Genomic DNA, 19,767 nt, shown 5'->3' on the forward strand with positions numbered 1-19,767 from the left:
TCCTAATTTTTAATAATAATTAGATGCTCCTTATGCAAAGAAGATAAAAAGGAAACGACTTGCTCTTTACACTGAGCAGCTTCAACTTTATAACTTGAAGTAATTTTTTCAATAATTTTTTCTATTACGATTGGTTCAGAAATAATATCCCAAATATCTCCGCCTACATATCCGAGACTATAATATTTTCCGTTTTCAACACTCATCATAACTTTATCTCCATCCATATCACTTACTATAAAACCAGGCTTTTGACAGACAATGCTTTGCAGTTCAAGATTAAATGTTTGCAACTTGCATTTCCTCCTTAGGTATATTTTCTAAAACTTGCTTCACTAGTTCATTTGGTGTGAACCTTGAAATCGGTCTGATGATCTGTTGAACAAAAGTTCTCTCTATTATGTTTGCAGTAAACTTAAAGTGCCAATCTAACAGACACATGTCGTTGAGTAGGAAATTCCTATACGTATGCAAATATAGCGTTTTAAATGCAAGTAATTTAGTTATTGAATTAATTTCGATTACATTATTTTCTGCTGTTTTGGTTAACTCAAAAACTCCGCCTAATGGAACCTCTTTGTTTAAAAAATGATCACCTGCAGGAATTGCAAACTTTGTTTCCCTTTCGAAGAGAGGAGTTAAGCTCTTTGAATCAATTCCAAATTGATCTAAGCTTTCTTTCCAGAGTTTTTGTTGCGGATATGCTGGAATTACAACAGGGATATTTCTGTCATCTAATTTCACAGGTATTACATCATCCGAGATAAGTTTGTAGCCTTTTTGAATGAAAGCAGAAGCAAGAGTTGACTTACCAGCACCGGAATGGCCAATAAACGCATAGGCTTTTCCATTTATTTCAATGGCACTTCCATGTAGAGGCAGGATTTTGTCTTGCAACAGACAGATGCCTATACAAGTTCCCAAAATAAACATCTTTACAACATCCATTCTCTGTCTATCTAAGATATGGACTTTTATTGTACAGGCACCCGCTATATAAAAAACGGCTATGTTTGGAATGAACAGCCACACTTGTTCCTCCTTTATATGAAACTGAACTTCTTCATTCTCAATAAATCTTTTCATCTCACAACTTAAGTCAACTAATAAGATATTTAGTTTAGGGTAGACAATTTGATCTTTATCAAACGGAAGCTCCTCAAATTTAATATCACTATAGATTGTATATCCGAAAGCTAAATATCTTGTTACTTCACTCAAATGCCTCACTCCAATATCCTTATATTAATCTTGTGAATGAAGTCCCCTGTTAAATTCAGCAGGGGACTTTCAAACATATTATTGCAAATTATAAGTATTTTAAATGCTTGTATTAGCTAGTGAATCTCTTCCATGTTCCTGGGTTATTAGGATCAACAGGAGTACCTGGAACATAAGCCTCATCAGTATATGGGCCATGTACAGTTGAAGCCATTGTCATTTTCACATCAAGAACTTCTAATACAGGAGCTTGCCACTCTTTTTTCATTTTTTCACCTCCCTTCAAATAAAATTTTTAATAAACCGGTATACAACTAAGCATCTCATTAAAGATTTATAATTTGGATCAATTGCCTTTTCAGGAATTGGTCCAAAATTCAAATTCTCAACGGCTTCTTTAATAACAGGAACATTGAAAATGTGTTGAGTACTATGGTCATTTACCATTTCATCTATTTCAATTCTTAGTTTCTTCCATTGACTATTCATATTCATGCGGTGTACCCAATCTGCCCCTTGTACTCCTCTTACTTTTTGATTTAATCGGATATCATTTGGCAAATAGTTTTTTGTAGCATTTCTGATCAAAGCTCTATCTAAACCGTTTTGTACATATTGTTCTTCCGGCAAAGATAAACAATAGCGTATAACTCTTAAATCGTTGGATGGATCACGCTTCCACAATGAGTATTGCATAGATAACTTTGAGGCAAGTGTATTGCTTGCATTCCAGTGAAAAACCTCTTTAAAGTGACTTTTTCTTTGATTATAAATATTATCATCAAGAAACCAGCCATTATCTCCAATTCCGTAATCTTTAAGTTTTTCATATACTCTAGTTTTAATAGCCAAGTCTTCATTGAGTGGATTAGGAATTTCATAAGGTGAACTGCTTGGCAAGATTTTATTAAGTGCAGGAAATGCAGTTTGAGCAATACTCGGAATTCTTTTATATCTGCTGCCCCCAACGTTTAGACTATATAGATGTAGTTCCCGCATCAATTTAATCCATTTTAACTTCTTTAACAGGATGGAATAGTATTCTATTGCAGAACCCCATGAAATGGATAAATTACCTCTTCCTCCATTTAATAAAATTCCAACATTATCTCTGGCAGCTTCCTCAAACATTCCTTTAAGCCAAAATGAATTTTCAAAAAATTTGTATGGCATCTCCATAACATCTAAAAATGGATCTATCTCCGAGTAAGGATCTCTTCCTTCAAAAGAAAGATAGTTGTCTTGAATGTTGCCTACAAAATTCACAGTTGATTTAATTAGCGGCGTTTCATCTGTCAATAAGTGTCTAGGTGTAAAGTCCACAAAATCATCTGGTGGAATATAACTATATGTATGAAGCTTTTTACCCGTCTTTTTTAATTTTCTAGAAGCAAATCCTGCAATTGCTCCAGAATCTAATCCACCGCTTAATTGAGCGCCAATTTCCTTATATGATCTTAAGCGTGATGAAACCGCTTCATGGAAAACCTCCTGAAATGATTCAATGTAATCGTTGTCGTTTTTGTAGCGAATGGTTTTAAAATTACTCAGAGTACAATATTGCTGAATATAGACCTTTCCATGCTTAAGTATGAAACTGTGAGATGGCTGCAATTGATTAATATTCTGATAGGGAGTAATCGAAGTGTCTACTGTATCCACCATGCCTGAAATTGCCAAAAACTCAGCTATCCATTGTTCATTAAGTTTCTTTTTACTTTTACTTATTTTTACTAAAGGTTTTATGGTACTGCTAAAGCAAAATTCATTATTACTGTAAGCATAATAAAGGGTTCTGCTTCCTGAAAAATCCCTTGCTCCAAAAATCATTTCCTGTTTTTCATCCCAGATGACATAAGCAAAATCACCTACCAAATATTTAGGCGAATCTTCTTTCCATTTCTCATAGGTAAGTAAGATTAATTCACTATCTGTCATCGTTTTTCTTAAACCCTGATTTACACCAAGCCTATCGAATAATTCCTCACGATTATCAATAATAGCATCAGCTGTTATTGCAAGTTTTCTTATTGAATCATAATAGGGTAAAATTTCACTAATCGACTCTGGAGTGATCCACTGAGCGTGACATCCAAAAAACAGATGCTTATTTATCCAAATTTTGATTTCATCAGATGGAAAATGTATGAATTCATCCATGATTACTCTAGCATGTTCATATTTAATCGCAGTATTATTAAACTGGTAAATTCCTGTGATAGCGCTCATTGTTACACCCTTAATTCATTCTCAATAGAGAACAAAAAGATTTTAATTACCATTTATCTGTATCTACTAATTAACTATTTTACATAGTTCTAAAGACTCGAATTTTTTATATATTCTATATTAAGAACATTACTATACATTCAAAAAGAACACAACGTTTTTTTGTAGAAAGATGGAAAAAAAGCAAAAGTATTACGCCTTTATTAAGATTGTAATACTTTTATTGGGGCGGAGTATCCATTAGGATTTCTTACTTGCCACTGCCAAGAATCTTCAAGCATATCACGAAGAGATTTAGCCGCTTTCCAGTTTAACTCTGCTTCTGCTTTTTCAGAATTTGCATAACTGATTGCAATATCTCCTTTTCTCCGTTCTGTAACAGTAAAAGGGATCTTCTTTTTTGATACTCTCTCAAATTCATTAATTACCTCTAAAACGCTAGATCCACATCCAGTACCAAGATTATAGGTCTCAACACCTATAGTTATTAGTGCTTTCTCTAATGCCTTTAAATGACCTTTAGCTAAGTCAACAACATGAATGTAATCTCTAATTCCGGTTCCATCCGGTGTTGGATAATTGTTGCCGTAAATGCTTAATTCTTGAAGCTTTCCTACGGCTACTTGTGTGATATAAGGAACAAGATTATTTGGTATACCATTCGGGTCCTCGCCTATGAGTCCACTGTTATGTGCACCTACAGGATTGAAGTATCTTAAAATCGAAATACTCCATCTACTGTTTGACATTCCCAAATCTCTTAGAATTTCTTCTGACATCAATTTTGTTCTTCCGTATGGATTAGTGGCTTGCAAAGGTAATTCCTCTTTAAGCGGCATACTTTCATGTGTACCATAAACAGTTGCAGAAGAACTGAAAACAAGATTATAGACATCATGGTTTTCCATGACTTCACAAAGATTAAGCGTGCTTATCAGGTTATTCTGGTAATATCTTAAAGGTATTGTAACGGATTCACCCACAGCTTTTAGCCCTGCCAGATGGATTACAGCAGCTATGTCATTCTCAGTAAAAACGTTTTCTAATTTCTCTTTTTGACCTAAATCAAAATCATAACTTATAAAATCTTTACCCGTGATAAGCTTTACTCGATCAAGTGCCGCAGGATGACTATTGCAGAAATTGTCAACTACAACTATCTCAAACCCAGCATCGAGCAATTCCACACAAATATGAGTTCCGATATATCCAGCTCCGCCTGTCACTAAAATTTTCAATATTCTCCGCTCCTTCTCCCAATTGAAAATAAACATCTCATTAGATATGACATGTTTAACAGATGTTTAAATGATTTTATATTTTTAACCGGCAATAGAATTTGTAATGATCGCTGATTTTATACACTTAATAATGATCAATTGATCATCTCTCGACATTCCCGATCCTGATGGAAGACAAAGACCCAAATTAAATAATTCTTCCGAAATTCTATGGTTTTCATTGTGAGGATAAAATAATGATTCTTTGAATAATGGCTGCATATGCAATGGTTTCCAAACATGCCTTGCTTCAATGTTTTCTTTTTCAAGCAGTTGAATTAGTGAAGCAGCATTCATTCCAAATTCTTCTTCATTTATAGTTAAAGCTGTAAGCCATCTATTAGATTTGGTTTCAGCCAATTCTGGCATTAATTGAACTCCTGGAAGTTCAGAAAATTGTTCTTTGTATAATTCAAAGATTTCTCTTCGTGACCTCACTCGATCATCTAATACCTCTAATTGACCTCTCCCAATACCTGCCAGGATGTTACTCAATCGATAATTGTAACCTGTCTGACTATGCTCATAATAAGGAGCTGTGTCTCTAGCTTGTGCAGCAAGAAATCTGGCTTCTTCAAGTAATTCTGTTTCATCAGAAACAAGCATTCCCCCACCTGATGTAGTAATAATTTTATTTCCATTAAAGGAAAAAATACCGAATTTACCAAAAGTGCCGCTGTTTTTCCCTTTATATGTGGAACCGAGTGATTCAGCTGCATCTTCGATAATTGGGACACCATAAAGGTCACAAATGGCTGTAATTTCATCCATTTTAGCAATTTGACCGTAAAGGTTTACCACAATGACAGCCTTAGGTAGTTGATTTCTTTTTTCTGCATCAAGAAATGCTTGTATTAATGCTTCAGGGGACATATTCCATGTGTCGGGTTCAGAATCTATAAAAACAGGAATTGCCCTTTCATAAAGAATTGGATTTGCACTCGCTACAAAAGTTAGTGTAGAGCAGAAAACATAATCCCCCTTCTTTACTTCCAATAGTTTCAGGGCTAAATGAATGGCTGCTGTTCCTGAACTCAGTGCTACAGCACCTTGTGCCCCCACATAGTTTGCCATTTCTTTTTCAAATGCATTTACATTAGGACCTAGAGGAGCGATCCAATTACTTTCAAAAGCCTGATTAATGTACTTCTGTTCATTTCCGCTCATGTGCGGAGGAGACAAGTAGATTCTTTTGTTCATTAATATTCTCCTTCCGGTCCTTTTAATCTAGATACCTCGCTGGAATCCCTGCAGCCGTTCTGCGATTGGAGATATGATGAATCACTACTGAACCGGCTCCAACTATAGCCCATTCCCCGATAGTTTTATTAGGAATAATGGTAGCTGAAGCTCCAATATGAGAACCAGTACCTGCAGTCACACTTCCTGTCAAAGTTGCATTCGGAGAAATGTGCACGAAATCCTTAATACAATTATCATGCTCTATAATACAACCTGTATTTATTATGGAATGGTCACCAATTTTTGTGTTTGCATTTACAATACAGCCGGGCATTAATACAGAACCTACTCCTATTTTTGCAGATTGACTTACGATTGCCGCAGGATGAATGATCGTGGCAAATTGATTTGGGCTCAGATTCAACTCTTCTATTATTTTCATACGAATATTGTTGTCTCCAATAGCAACAATAAACTTAATATCAGGGTACTTACTTAAAAGTTCATGATAGATTTTGACCTGACCATATATAACGCCTTCAAATTCTTCAATTGCTTCAAACTTATCATCAAGAACTGCTGTAATCTGGTAACTATTTTGCTCCAATATCATGTCACAAACAACTTTACTGTGTCCCCCATGCCCAATAACGACAATTTTCATTTTTTCACTCATTTCCTGCTCCTTTAAACCTTTCTATAGTGGCAAAACCAGCTTGGTTGATACCATCAGACTTAATTACTTTCTTTATCGTTAGAAGTAAAATCTTCATATCAAGCAATACGCTTTGATTGTTTACATACCAAACATCCAAATCGAATTTTTTTTCCCATGATATAGCGTTTCTGCCATTAATTTGAGCCCAGCCTGTAATACCCGGCCTAACTAGATGCCTTTTTGCCTGTTCCTCCGTATACAAGGGCAGATACTCCATCAGTAATGGTCTGGGACCAACTAAACTTAGTTCTCCTTTTAAAACGTTAAATAATTGAGGTAATTCATCCAGACTATATTTTCTCAAGAACAACCCAAATGAAGTAATTCTTTCTTCATCAGATAATAAAAAACCATTTTCATCTTTTTCATCCGTCATCGTGCGGAATTTGTAAAGAGAAAATGGCTTTTTATTTAATCCTGGTCTAACTTGTTTAAAGATAACTGGAGATCCAATTTTGTACTTCACTAATATAGCAATGACTATAATTGCTATAAAAAGAATGATAAGTGCAAAAAATGCCAAGGTTATATCAAAGATTTTTTTCATCCCGTCCTCCTATGCATCTGTCTTATCGGCTGATTTGAGAATTTTTCAGATTACCTTTTATTTTTTTTGAAATGTTGTTCAGCAAACCTGTTAAGATGTTTGCCAGATAGATATATTCATCCGTTTTTCTAAATAATAAAATGTAAAATCCATTTGGTACTGTAAAACAAACAATCCCTTTTAGAATAAGCATTAAGAAGGTATCTGCTTGAATAAAGCTTGATAAAATGTAGGTTAATAAGCAAGCAGCTATTGCTATTAAAGTGTAATAAGTGTAACTCTTGTAATAAACCCATATGGATATTTTAAAAAACCTTTTACAAACAAAGTAAGGAGTAGTCCAGAAAGGAACAAGCACTGTACTGATTAAGGTTCCTATAAAAACCCCAATTAGGCCTAATTGTTTAACCAGTAAAATTGAAAAGAATAGATTGATAAAAGCCTGAATAAGAGGTGCAAAGCGATCTTCATGAAATATCCCTGCTGTTGTCTTCACAGTAGTTATGGAGTTTCTCATCCCTCTTTCGTAAAAAAGGATAATGAGAACAATTAGAACACCGTTTCCTAACAAATAATCAGATCCTATCCACAAAGAAATAAAGGGCTCTATGAGGATAAATATTACAATTGAAAAAAGTGAATACAGCCAAAAATTCAAAAACATTATAACTTTAAAGATTTGATAAACTTTTTCCTTGCTTTCATTTGCCACCAGGTTTCCAATACTGTGATATAGATTGTTAAAGATTTGATAAGTAAAGGTTCTAAAAATTTCGATGAGCATATGATAATTCGAGTACAATCCTACCGCAGCTACACTCACAAAAGAAGAAATAATGATATTATCTGTTCCGAAAATAAGAAAAACACCAATATTCTGGAGTATAATAGCTTTCACATTTTTAATAATATGATCCTTTGTATCCTTGTCAATTTTCTGGCTTGATTTACTTTTTAGGAAAGGATACATCCTATTTACTACCATAGCTAATGATACCGAAGTAACAAGTGTAATGACACTTTCTATTGCTAAGAACAACAAATAATTTTGAGTGTAATGCAAAATAAAAATTTTAAGCAAAGTAGATATAATGGCTGATACTGTATAAAAACCAGTTACAATATAATTTTTTTGGCAAACATTCAAAAAAGAACTTTTATGTACATACAGATAAGGCAGGACAGTATTCAATAGAAAAATAAGATAGATTAACGTAACGTTTTCAATTTTTGTATCTTTAATTATAAAACTTAAAAACGGAAGAAGCAGCAAACCAAGAGCAAGAACCACAAAAGCTATCACTAAATAGACTCTTTTGTATAAATTCATTAATGCACTTATTTTTTTATGATCATTATCTGAGACAGGTTTATATAAACTGTACATAATACTGGCGCCAAATCCAGCTTCGACCAGCGTCAGCATTCCAAGAACATTAGTTAGTAAGCCATTCAAACCAAGGTACTCTATTCCTAAGCTATAGATAAAAACTGTTCTTGAAACAAAGCTTAGAAGAGTTATAATGACTTGGTTGCCTAAGCCTGCAGATATATTTATTAATGAATTTTTTACTCTCATATCTGATCTCCGTTTTGTATATGACTTATGTCTTTATTCAATTAATGTGGAATATAAACTTCAATTCTATAATTTCATAGAATTGATAATTCTAATACATAACCCTTGAGTAAAGGGTAAGATGTTAAACAACATTGAATAAACTCCAATATCTTTTGTATCTCCTTGTGAAAAATCTACTGCACCATTTCTCCGTGTAACATTCATTAAAAATGAAACAGCTTTTTGAGTGCTTGCATTACACTCTATTGAAAGCTCCTTTATTTGTGATGCATTTAGCATAAACCATGCTAAGATTGCAGTAGTGGAAGAATCAGATCTAGATTCATCTCTCGTTATTGTCCATTTCCAACTGCCATCCAGTTGTTGTAACTTTAAAGCTGCTTTAGCTAATCGAACAATACTCTCTTCCAAGTAGTGTTTATCATTATTCTCTAATGATAATTCTTTCCAGCTATCTATTAATCCTAAAGCATACCATCCCATCCCTCTACCCCACCCATATAATCCGACTGGGACATAATTTGAAACTTTGTAAGCGTGAGCTGGAATAAAATGTTGTTTAAGTATTCCATACTTCTCAAATGATTTAATTTGCTTTATAGCTAAATCAATACACTCTTGTTTCTTGAATTTATTCCCATAAGCTATTAAAAAAGGACAGATAAACCCAATTGTATCTACATATCTATACGCCATCATAGATTTTCGATAACCTACAGTTCCATCTTCTCCTACATGGTCTCTTATTAGGTTCCAAGTATAATCAAATGCTTTTTTATATTTTTTAGTATCCATACAATCTATTTTCATAACTGAATATGCTAAAATAGCAGCATCTATTTCAGTCGGGGCACTTTTCCAGTCACCATTTTTATCGAATTTCGTATTCAAATATTTTTGCAGCAATGCTTTCGATTTTTTTTGAACTGAGGTTTGTGAAGTTAAGCCCAAAATTATTGAAGCTTCTTGCCAGTATTGTATTTCTTTTCTAGAGTAATTCCCTTTAATAATATCTATTAGAATTAGTCTTGTATTATCAGTAACCATAATCCTAGGGGTATGGATTAACCATTTTTCACCCCTGTTAGTAATAGATTTTTGCCATTCTGTCTTATTTTTAAATCGGCCAATGTGAATTCTACTAAACCAATCATTTAGTTTTGGTATTATATCAAATAATATGAAAACTAATAGTAATAATAGGAAGATATATACAGTAAATTTAAGAATCATTGTTTTTCCTGCTCCCTAGTTCGCTTCTATCAATTTATAGAACTTTTCAATTTCGTGTTCTGTTCCATTATTCTCTTTAGTAAGTGCTAGAATAATTTTTTTTCTTAATTCTTCCTCAATTATTAGTTTTTCTATACCCTTAGCTATAGCTTTAAAGTTCATTTCTACAATCAGACCATTGTGATTATGAAGAATTTGATCTTTAACAGTTGAAAAATTAGTAACAACAATCGGCTTATGAAGGATTTTAGCCTCATCAATAGCAATTGATTTGCCCTCAAATCTAGAAGTTTGGACATAAATATCTGCATGTCTTATATACGGATAAGGATTTTCTTTTATACCTATGAGTAAAAAAGAATTCTCTAAATTATTTTCCTTAATCATTTTTTCTAAGTTTAGTCGTTCCTCCCCTTCACCAATAACTTTCCAAACTACATTAAAACCCTTTTCAACTAATTCTTTACAAGTTTTTATAGCTAGATCATATCCTTTTTGGTAGGTCAATCTTCCAATGGTAACTATGTTTATACATTCAGTATTAGTATTTATATTTTCTAAGGACATTTTTTGGATCATTGATTCTGAAATAATATTTTGCATCACTTCTATTTTATTAACATATTTAGGGAAATTTTGTTTTAACACTTCTGAACATTGCTCTGAAACCGTCACTAAAAAGTCTAATTTTTCGAAATATTTACAATCTATTTTTGGGTCCATTCCTAATTGAATGTAGTCATTGTGAATGAAACCTAATTTCCGCTTAGCTGAAACTTTGTCTACACAAAAAAAGATTGAATTTTTTTCTAAATATCCAATCGCAATGTCATATTCTTTTTTAATTTTATTAAAAGTTGTAGACATATATCTCCAAACTCTTTGTTCACATCTAGCTCTATTTTGTTCTGTTTTAAAAATATAACCGGCCCCGATTCTAGCAATTATGCTTTTATAATCTTTATTTTCAAAGGATTTCTTAATAGCTTTTTTAAAAGGCATATCAAACAAATAGAATCCATTCTGCTCAGGCAAGATGTTTACTTCTTTTGGAATTTTATTAAAGAATAATCCTTCATGCTTAAAGAGATATAAGTCAACATCATAAATAGAAAAATCTAATGTTTCTAATAAAGAGATTAGGGCTTTTTCAGCCCCACCGCAATTTAGATTGGGCATAATGAACAATATTTTTTTTTTCATAGCCAGCTCCATTATATTATTTTATAAAACTTATCAATTTCACCTTCTGTTCCCAATACTTGTGACGAAAGGTTTTTTATTAACTTATTTCTCAAATTTGAGTCATTAATAAGTTTCTCAATTCCAGATGCTATCGCAACTGCATTCATATCTACAATAATTCCATCAATCCCGTTGTTGATTTGATCTTTTGCAGTGCTAAAATCTGTAACTAAGATGGGTTTTTTTAATATTTTTGCTTCATCAATAGCAATAGATTTCCCCTCGAATTTTGATGTTTGTACGTAATAATCTGCTTTTTCAATGAAAGGATATGGATTAGGCTCTATTCCTTGCAAGATAAAATGTTTTTGAAGATTTTTGCTTCTTATTAATTTTTGAAGTTTTTCTCTTTCTTCGCCTTCTCCAATTACACTCCATTTAATATTTATTCCTTTTTCAACTAACAAGCTGCATGCTTCTATTGCTAGGTCATACCCTTTTTGAAAATGAAGCCTTCCTATAGTTAATATAGTAATTTCATTAGAATTTAATTTTAATTTCTCTTCCATAATATTTTGAGAAGCCATCTTTCTTATAACACTTGGAGAAACAATATTATAAATGACTTTTATTTTATTTTTTTGACTTGGAAATCGTTGTTTTAAAATGTTCCTACATTCCTCTGACACCGTTACAATATGGTCAAGTTGATTAAAGTAGTTAATATCATAGTTTGGATCCATACCAATCTTATCGTAATCGATATGTACCCACCCGATTTTCTTATTGGCATTCACCTTATCAACACAATAATAAGTAGAAGATTTTTCCAAAAAACCTATCGCTGTATCATATCTTTTTTCCAAAAATGGAAAGGCTTTTGAAAAGTACTTCCAGTTATATTGCTCTTTTCTTGATACATTTTTAGTCAGTTTGTTTCTTATGGCAAATAAGGCTCTGTTATAAGCCATGCTCACATTACCAGAATAAAGAAATTTTCTTATTGACTCTAAAGCCGGAAGAGAAAAAATTGAAAACTCATCTGGAAACGGCAATAAGTTTACCTCCTTTGGAAGGTACCTCATAAATATTCCATCTTGATTGAATAATAAAAGATCAACGTTATACCTCTCAAAGTCAATCTGCGTTAATAAATTTACCAAACTTTTCTCACCGCCGCCTGCATCCAATCCAGGAATAACAAATAATATATTCTTCTTCATATTGAACCCCTATTTTATAGACATTTCATTTAAATATTCTACTGCTTTATATGACATCAACTTTGTTCTCGGAATAGCCTCTTCTAACTTTGCAATTATTTCTTTTTCATTTGTTAACATCTCGTTAAAAGTATAAATTAATTTATTTGAATCAGAAAGTTCATTAATATTCAAAACCAGTTTTTCTTCTCCGAATAAATCTTTTGCAATCCCCTTTGACTTCACGGAATATCCCAGTACCATTGTGGGAACACAATTTGAATAAGCTGCTATCGTAGCATGCGTTCTCGCTCCAATGAAAAATCTCATTCTGCCAATATACCCTTTATATTGAATTGCATTCAAATGATCAGGTAAAATCAGAACCCTTCTACTGTGCTTATAATCTGAATAAAACTTGTGTAATATTTCATAATCATTGTTTCCTTCATATATTACATGGGGTGTTAATGCTATCGTCATGTCCGTAGAGGCCAGGATATACTCAATTAAGCTTCTAAGAGCATTTTGTGATTCTTTATTTTTTTTCCAGACAAGGGGACTAAAATTCAGACCGATTGTATTGCCATCCTGCCAACCATCCGGAAGCTCTAATTCTTCTTTTTCCATTGTAAAAGCGGGATCTGCAACTAAGTTAACGTTTTTAAGTCCTTTATCCAGAAGCATCTTGTATGTTATTGACTCTCTTGCCAAAATAAGATCATATAATTTTAAATCTTCCAATTTCCGTGGAGACATGTCTTCTTCACCAATAGAACAGCCCCATAAAACTAATTTTCTCCCTTGAGCTTTGATTCTCTTATTTACCTCATACCATCCTGGCTGTTCTCCATAACAGTAATTATCTCCTCCTATAGAGAGGCAAACATTATTTTCTTTTATACATTTAATTGTTTTTTGGTGCATTTTTTTTAATGCGAATGATTCACTTTTAAAAAACTTTATAAATAATCCAGATAACAACCAATTTATAGAATATTTTTTTATGGATAATCTAGAAGCATCCAATATTCTATCTACATTTTCTAAGATTAAATCTGTTTCTGGTTTTTCAGATGCGAGTGAAATTTCAGCTCCATTTATATTTTCTTTAATGATATTTGTTGAAGATCTTACAATTGCTTCACAACCTCTGTTTAAACTTCCACCATGAGCAAACATCATTATTTTCATATCAATTACCACCTTTAATTAGTTATTTCTAAACCAGCTATATAGAACTGTAATTAATAAACCTAAAGAAGACTTTCTCTTAACAAACAAATAAATTAATTTTTCATATTTGGATGCATGCTTATAATGATTTACATAATAAAAAGGCAATGATTCTCTCACTAGATCATTACCTATCATTGAGCTTACGTATTTTAATTTTTTACTAAACTTCATTTGATTTCTTGGATTTAAATAAATGTAAATATATGAAAATACGCTATTTATTAACTTTATTGATCTAATATGCTGAGTATCTAGATTTGCGATTTTTTTTTCAAATATATCTGGGTATTTCATAGAGTATACTTGAAGTGATCTCTTAAAGTAATCTTTTTCAATGATGTTTCTAGTTGCACTTCCTTTTACTTCCTTATAATAATACCCAGTGATGTTTAAGTATTTAACTTTATATGCATAACTGAAAACAATAATATTAAATATGCTATCTTCTCCTAATTCAACTCTTTCAGGAAATTTAATCATGTATTTTTGCAAGACTTCATGTTTGAATATTTTGTTGCATACAGAATTAAGATTATCCGCTTTAATGAAGTAAGGTAAAATATTTTCATTTATATAAGATTGGTATAAGTTAATATCAGACTGAAAAGGATATTTAGTCAATATTTGTTTCCCTTCAAGTTCTTCAAGCATATTCGAAAAAACTACATCACAGTTATTTTCTGATGCAGCTGAATACATTTTCTCAAAGAATTCTAAGGAAACATAATCGTCAGCATCAACAAAACCTATATACTCTCCAGTTGCATTTTTCAATCCAGTATTTCTCGCTATGCTAACTCCCATATTATTTTGATTGATTAATTTTATTCTCTTGTCGTTCAGTATATATTTATTAATAATTACTACGCTATTGTCTATTGAGCCGTCATTTACAAAAATAAATTCACATTCTTTTAAGGTTTGACTAGTTAGAGAAGTCAAACACCTGGATAAATACTCTTCTGCGTTATAAACAGGAATGATCACACTTACCTTAATATCCATGTTGATCCCTCCACAAGATACAATAATCTCAATCCATTAATTTGTATAATTTATCTAACTCAAATGTGTTACTATAATCTGTTTTACTGCAATTAGATCTTAATTCTTCTAACAGAATCGGATTTCTATAAAAGAATTCAATTCCTCTTGCTAACCCTATATTGGATAATTCTGTAATGTAACCATCGAATTGATTGCGAACCTGACTCTTGGATGTTGAATAGTCTGTTATTAAGACAGGCTTAGATAATATTTGAGCCTCTACTACTGTCACAGCTTTCCCCTCATACCTTGAAGGCTGAACATATAAATCTGCTGCTTTTATATATGGGTAAGGGTTGCTCTTCTTACCTAATAAAATGAAACAATCTTCAAGTTTATATAATTTAATTAATTTTTTTATTTTTTCTTCATCTCCACCATATCCAATAACGTACCAGCAGACGTCATGATTTCCGCTATCTTTAATTAATTTAAGCGCTTCTACAGCCATATCAATTCCCTTTGCATGAGATAATCTCGCAACGGTAACAATTTTAAATCTGCTATCTGATAACATTGGATTAGATATTGGCTCATGTGCCATAGTTTTAATGAATTCCGGAGAATTAATGTTCTCTACAACAATTATTTTATCTTTTAAGTTGGGGTATTTAGAAACAAAGGCTCTTTTGCACTCCTCAGATACAGCTATGATATAATCGAAATTTTTCCACATTTTAAGATCAACTTCAATATCAGTCTCTACAACAGAATAATCAGTATGAATCCAAGCAATTTTTTTCTTTGCTTTTACCTTTTCTGCTACTAAATAGTGTGGCCATAGAAAACTGATAGCTACATCATATTCCTTATCAATAATCGGAAGGACACGAATAGAGTACTTCCACATAAGCTGCATTTGGAAATAACCAGATTCAATCATTTTCCTTGATTTACTTCTAAGATTTGCAATTATTTTAGATAAAATTCTTGAAATTCCAATAGTGAAGTGCTTTTCTTTTAAAATCTCTAATATTGATTTTCTGAAGGTTGTGTATTCAGGTACTTCATCTAGCAAATTTACATTAGATGGAATTAAATTAAGCAAATCTCCTTGATGACGATATAGCATTAAATCAATTTCATTTTTTTTATAATCAATGTTATTTAATAAACTTAATAAGCTTCTCTCTACTCCTCCTATTTCCATATCAAACGATGCTATTATAATCTTTTTTATGTCATTCTCCTCCCCCTCTTACTAACAAATTTTCGGATGTTAGCGATACTTTTCCCTCCAATTGCTTTAGATAGACTGAGTTTGAAATAACTTTTAAACTTTGCTCTAAATGGAAGCCAGCTCTTATAAAAATAGTGGATAACAAAGGTATTCTCACTTATAAATTTTCTGCTATTAATGTAATCATATGGAGAAAAGAATGTCTGAGGATAAAATGCACCAATCCCATTTATAACTTGATATTCTCCATTCAGCTTTAATTTTTTGCTTTCCAATAATTTCGTAACGACAGCAACATTTGTTAAACTATCATAGGAACCGTCTTCTTTAAGAAATTTTTTACTTTCATATGTATCGAGAAAATTTTTAATAAACCTGTTTCCCTTTACAGCGCCTATTGTACTGGTTGCTATAAAATTCTCCTGCTCAAAACCCCAGAAAGATTCATGACTGAGCATTGCATCATCAAATGGTTTAAAAACCTCCACATCTGTATCTAAATAAATCCCTCCATGGTGATAAAGTGCGAATACTCTCACGTAATCGCTTACGAAGGCATATTTTCCTGCATCATACGCTTCTTTAACATATGAGATAGATTGAATATCAAAGTTATCTTCGTTCCATTCTATAATTTCATAGCCAATTAGTTTCTTTTTCCAGCTCTGGATGCATTTTTTTATTATAGAAGGTTTTTCTTTCTTACCGAACCAGCAATAATGGATGACCTTTGGAATAATTATAGGTTCAATTATATTTTCATCTTTTTCCATCTTTAAAATCCCCTCTGCTAAAACATCATTTCCGGTATATTAGAAGTTCAGGTAATCACTTTCATAAATCAAGCCAAAACCAATAACATGCTCATAATAAAAATACAGGAAGTAACAAACAAGTATCCCATAATAAATTACTCTTTCATGTTTTTTATGAAAGAGCTTAACCACCCATGAAAGTAAAATTAAATTATATAAGCCAAAGTAAATATTAAACCTTGCAAAAATCCAGTTTTGAGAAGCGATAATCATAAAAATGACACTGATAATGGATAAATTAACAATGTAATCACTCTTTGGCCAGAGCTGCCTTAATTTCTCTCTGCCAAGGAAAGCAATAATAACTGGCACAGCATTTACAAAGACACGTATTTTGCTTGCACCGCCCTCTGCAAATTCGCTGTATTGTCCATACTGTGAATCATTAATAGCAGAAAATAGGATCTGAGAAAATTCATTAAATCCAATAACAATTAAAATTGCAAAACCCAGTAAAGCAAACGTCACTTGTGTCCACGCTTCTCTTCTTACAATAAAGTAAATTGGAAGCAGGACTAATGCACTTTTATGAATGGTAGAAGCAAAAAGAATGACTAAGAAATATTTCTTGAAATTACCACTTAACAGATATTTTGTAGCTGTAAAAACAATAGCTGCTGCCAGATACTGTCTAATCCCATTCATAGATGTAGTAAACATTCCTGAAGCAATATAGACGTAAATACTAAGTTCAATAATTCTTGAATACTTATATAGAACGATGACGATTAATAGATTTGTAATAAGTGCAGTTGTAAAAATTAAGATCTGAGGATCATTAGAAAAACCCTGCAAAATCATTTGATAGATATTAAATCCAAAATCTCCGGTATAATCTATGTTGCCCCACGTTAACTCATTCACAGCAAAAGAATGCATGTAAAAATAAGTATCTCCAATATTTTTTTGCAGCCCTGCCACCATTACAAGCGATGCTATTACTAAAGTAATGAAGAATTTATTTGGTTTTACATAATTAAACTGTGTAACTGGCTGAGTAATAAAATACCTCGAAAAAAAAGAAAATAAATAAACAAAACCTAAATTCATCCACATAACCGTCATGCTTTCTTTCCTTTCAATCTAGCTATTTGTATGAATCACTGTTTTTTTATCAGTTTTTGTTAAATAAAAATAGAGGAGTATTCCTAATGGTGTTGCAAGTAATGTTACAAATTTTCTAGGAGACTCAAATAAAAACCGTTTATTCTTAATCATTAGACTGCTGGAAACATAATGTACTGATTCTCTGAACCTATCTTTCCAAGCTGGTGAAAATTGAATACCAGTTTTTCTAAAAAAAGCAAATCCATTAGGATTTCTTTTATACTGCTTAATCATATTCAAACTCGATCCATCAGGTAAGTACTCCACATGACACAAAATTTCATTCAAGATAAGTAATGGATATATTTGATCAATAAGAAGATACTTGTAGCTTAAAGGGCAATATTTTTCTCCTGGAAATATTGGATATGGCGGTGTTATTGTTGTAAGTTCCGTCCTGTATACTAATTTCTTGTCACCTCTTACCTTATGCTTTCCATATAATCCAGAAAGAGTAGACTCATTCAAATCATCAGGCATTTTTGTACCAATTATTTTTCCATCTGGAGTGGCATCAAGACCGACAATACCTGCAAATTTTTCACTTCCATGTTTTTTCCAGAATTGAACGATTTTTTCTACTGCGTCGTCAGCCATGTAATCATCAGAATCGATGCACACATTTAATTCTGTTTCGATTCTTTCGTATGCTGCATTATGTGCCCCATGCATGCCTTGATTTTCTTGGTAATGATATATGATTGGAACTGTGTTTTCATTTTCCCACTTTTTTATTAATTCCTTTGTGCCATCTGAAGATCCATCGTCAATAATGAGCCAAACAAAATCTCTGCTTGTTTGTCTCATTAAACTTTCATAACATAAATGCAGAGTGTAGGCCCGGTTATAAGTAGGTGTAAAGACTGTTAAGGTTGGTTTCAAAGGTTATACCTCCACTGCTTTACTAGTTTGATTGAAGTAGAACTCTGTCAGCCATTGTGACATTGTTGATGTATCATAACCATTATCCCGCAAAACTTTTAAAGTATTTTTATGTTCATATGTGCTCGATAAGATCTTATCTGCCCAGCTTTCAGATGAATCATTAAGACTTAAAAACTCTAGCTGTCCTGTAACGTTTGTTTCTTCTGTAATCGTATTTGAAACAAACGATTTTAGACCTGCTGCCTGTGCTTCTACTAAAACAACCGGCAATCCTTCGAATAATGATGGAAAAAGAAATACGTCCATAGCCTGCATCAGTTTTTGTACATCTTTGCGTACTCCCAGGAAATGAACATTCTCTGAAAGACCTAGTCTTATCACTTTTTCTTTTATGGAAGAAAGCAAATGGCCTTCACCTGCTAAAAGCAGAAGAGAGTTTGGCATTCTATCGTGAATAGATTTAAACACGTCGATTAAAAAATCGTGATTCTTTTGTTTATTGAATCTTCCTATATGTCCTATTACTAATTGATTTTTAATGTTGAGTTCTCTTCGTAATTCAAATCTTACTTCTTGATTAAACTGAAAGTCAGTCACATTTACTGCATTGTTGAGAACGGTAATATCAGTTCGCTCTCCAAAAAGCCATTGACCCGCTTTTTTAGAGCAGGCAAAATATTGTGTTGGATTATCTTTCATATAATATCGGGCATAAAGGCGAAATGGCAGTTTCAGATCAATTCCTAAATCACTTAAATGACTATGAGCAATTCTGCAAGGTACCCCTGCTATTTTTGCTGCTCTTAAAACAAAACTGCTGTTTTCATTGTTATGAGCATGGACAACTTTATACTCTCTATTCTTTGCAAAGAAATCTCTTAATAAATGAAAATATTTCCTGTAATTCCCAGGTCGGATTTGAGGCATTCGATATATATGGCCGCCTAATCTTTCAATTTCATCGTCAAAGTGGCCTCTTTCCATACGGTGCACCATAAAATCAAATTGAATCTTGCTCCTATCCATCTTCCTGTAATAGTTCATCAGCATCGTTTCAAGTCCACCGCGATTCATAATGGTCACTACTTGCAGAACACGCATCGGTTTCATGTTTT

At 32.5% G+C, this 19,767-nt stretch carries 19 protein-coding genes; all 19 read right to left on the reverse strand.

Annotation, left to right across the window (positions count from 1 at the left end):
- Positions 1-2 precede the first annotated feature (2 nt).
- The 19 genes from ABEQ24_RS06610 to ABEQ24_RS06700 all read right to left on the reverse strand — a co-directional run bounded on the left by ABEQ24_RS06610 (position 3) and on the right by ABEQ24_RS06700 (position 19,762).
- Complete coding sequence (locus tag ABEQ24_RS06610; RefSeq protein WP_430006034.1) at positions 3-293, reverse strand: lasso peptide biosynthesis PqqD family chaperone; 291 nt, start codon at positions 291-293, stop codon at positions 3-5.
- Positions 280-1,221, reverse strand: coding sequence for an aldolase (locus ABEQ24_RS06615; RefSeq protein ID WP_430006035.1), 942 nt, complete (start codon positions 1,219-1,221; stop codon positions 280-282). The genes ABEQ24_RS06610 and ABEQ24_RS06615 overlap by 14 nt, the downstream gene beginning before the upstream one ends.
- A gap of 112 nt (positions 1,222-1,333) precedes the next feature.
- A complete protein-coding gene (locus ABEQ24_RS06620) occupies positions 1,334-1,489 on the reverse strand; it encodes a paeninodin family lasso peptide (protein WP_430006036.1) in 156 nt (51 codons plus the stop codon).
- A gap of 14 nt (positions 1,490-1,503) precedes the next feature.
- Positions 1,504-3,450 carry an asparagine synthase-related protein gene (locus ABEQ24_RS06625; RefSeq protein ID WP_430006037.1) on the reverse strand — a complete coding sequence of 649 codons (1,947 nt, stop codon included), beginning with the start codon at positions 3,448-3,450 and terminating at the stop codon, positions 1,504-1,506.
- A gap of 203 nt (positions 3,451-3,653) precedes the next feature.
- Positions 3,654-4,688, reverse strand: a complete 1,035-nt coding sequence (galE, locus tag ABEQ24_RS06630; protein WP_430006038.1) for a UDP-glucose 4-epimerase GalE — start codon at positions 4,686-4,688, stop codon at positions 3,654-3,656.
- Positions 4,689-4,772: 84 nt separating this feature from the next.
- Positions 4,773-5,930 carry an aminotransferase class I/II-fold pyridoxal phosphate-dependent enzyme gene (locus tag ABEQ24_RS06635; protein WP_430006039.1) on the reverse strand — a complete coding sequence of 386 codons (1,158 nt, stop codon included), beginning with the start codon at positions 5,928-5,930 and terminating at the stop codon, positions 4,773-4,775.
- 22 nt (positions 5,931-5,952) lie between these two features.
- Positions 5,953-6,576 carry an acetyltransferase gene (locus ABEQ24_RS06640; RefSeq protein WP_430006126.1) on the reverse strand — a complete coding sequence of 208 codons (624 nt, stop codon included), beginning with the start codon at positions 6,574-6,576 and terminating at the stop codon, positions 5,953-5,955.
- A gap of 4 nt (positions 6,577-6,580) precedes the next feature.
- The gene (locus ABEQ24_RS06645; protein WP_430006040.1) at positions 6,581-7,177 is read right to left on the reverse strand and encodes a sugar transferase; all 597 of its coding nucleotides are present in this window, start codon (positions 7,175-7,177) and stop codon (positions 6,581-6,583) included.
- Between the two features lie 22 nt (positions 7,178-7,199).
- The gene (locus tag ABEQ24_RS06650) at positions 7,200-8,756 is read right to left on the reverse strand and encodes a lipopolysaccharide biosynthesis protein (protein WP_430006041.1); all 1,557 of its coding nucleotides are present in this window, start codon (positions 8,754-8,756) and stop codon (positions 7,200-7,202) included.
- Between the two features lie 66 nt (positions 8,757-8,822).
- Positions 8,823-9,992: a glycoside hydrolase family 88 protein gene (locus ABEQ24_RS06655; RefSeq protein ID WP_430006042.1), complete on the reverse strand. Its 1,170-nt coding sequence runs from the start codon at positions 9,990-9,992 to the stop codon at positions 8,823-8,825.
- Positions 9,993-10,007: 15 nt separating this feature from the next.
- Complete coding sequence (locus ABEQ24_RS06660) at positions 10,008-11,195, reverse strand: glycosyltransferase (RefSeq protein ID WP_430006043.1); 1,188 nt, start codon at positions 11,193-11,195, stop codon at positions 10,008-10,010.
- 11 nt (positions 11,196-11,206) lie between these two features.
- Positions 11,207-12,400, reverse strand: a complete 1,194-nt coding sequence (locus tag ABEQ24_RS06665) for a glycosyltransferase (protein ID WP_430006044.1) — start codon at positions 12,398-12,400, stop codon at positions 11,207-11,209.
- A gap of 9 nt (positions 12,401-12,409) precedes the next feature.
- On the reverse strand, positions 12,410-13,573 hold the full coding sequence (locus ABEQ24_RS06670; protein ID WP_430006045.1) for a polysaccharide pyruvyl transferase family protein: 1,164 nt from the start codon (positions 13,571-13,573) through the stop codon (positions 12,410-12,412).
- Positions 13,574-13,591: 18 nt separating this feature from the next.
- Entirely contained in the window at positions 13,592-14,623 is a 1,032-nt protein-coding gene (locus ABEQ24_RS06675; protein ID WP_430006046.1) for a glycosyltransferase family 2 protein, read from the reverse strand.
- A gap of 28 nt (positions 14,624-14,651) precedes the next feature.
- Positions 14,652-15,845 (reverse strand): glycosyltransferase, encoded by a 1,194-nt coding sequence (locus tag ABEQ24_RS06680; protein ID WP_430006127.1) that lies wholly within the window; start codon positions 15,843-15,845, stop codon positions 14,652-14,654.
- Complete coding sequence (locus ABEQ24_RS06685; protein ID WP_430006047.1) at positions 15,842-16,618, reverse strand: glycosyltransferase family 32 protein; 777 nt, start codon at positions 16,616-16,618, stop codon at positions 15,842-15,844. The genes ABEQ24_RS06680 and ABEQ24_RS06685 overlap by 4 nt, the downstream gene beginning before the upstream one ends.
- 39 nt (positions 16,619-16,657) lie before the next feature.
- Positions 16,658-17,725, reverse strand: a complete 1,068-nt coding sequence (locus ABEQ24_RS06690; RefSeq protein WP_430006048.1) for an EpsG family protein — start codon at positions 17,723-17,725, stop codon at positions 16,658-16,660.
- A gap of 18 nt (positions 17,726-17,743) precedes the next feature.
- Entirely contained in the window at positions 17,744-18,649 is a 906-nt protein-coding gene (locus ABEQ24_RS06695) for a glycosyltransferase family 2 protein (RefSeq protein ID WP_430006049.1), read from the reverse strand.
- 3 nt (positions 18,650-18,652) lie between these two features.
- Positions 18,653-19,762 carry a glycosyltransferase family 1 protein gene (locus ABEQ24_RS06700; protein ID WP_430006050.1) on the reverse strand — a complete coding sequence of 370 codons (1,110 nt, stop codon included), beginning with the start codon at positions 19,760-19,762 and terminating at the stop codon, positions 18,653-18,655.
- Positions 19,763-19,767 lie beyond the last annotated feature (5 nt).

Origin of the sequence: Metabacillus idriensis, from assembly GCF_050483325.1 — a bacterium.
Lineage (GTDB): Bacteria > Bacillota > Bacilli > Bacillales > Bacillaceae > Bacillus_P > Bacillus_P idriensis_A.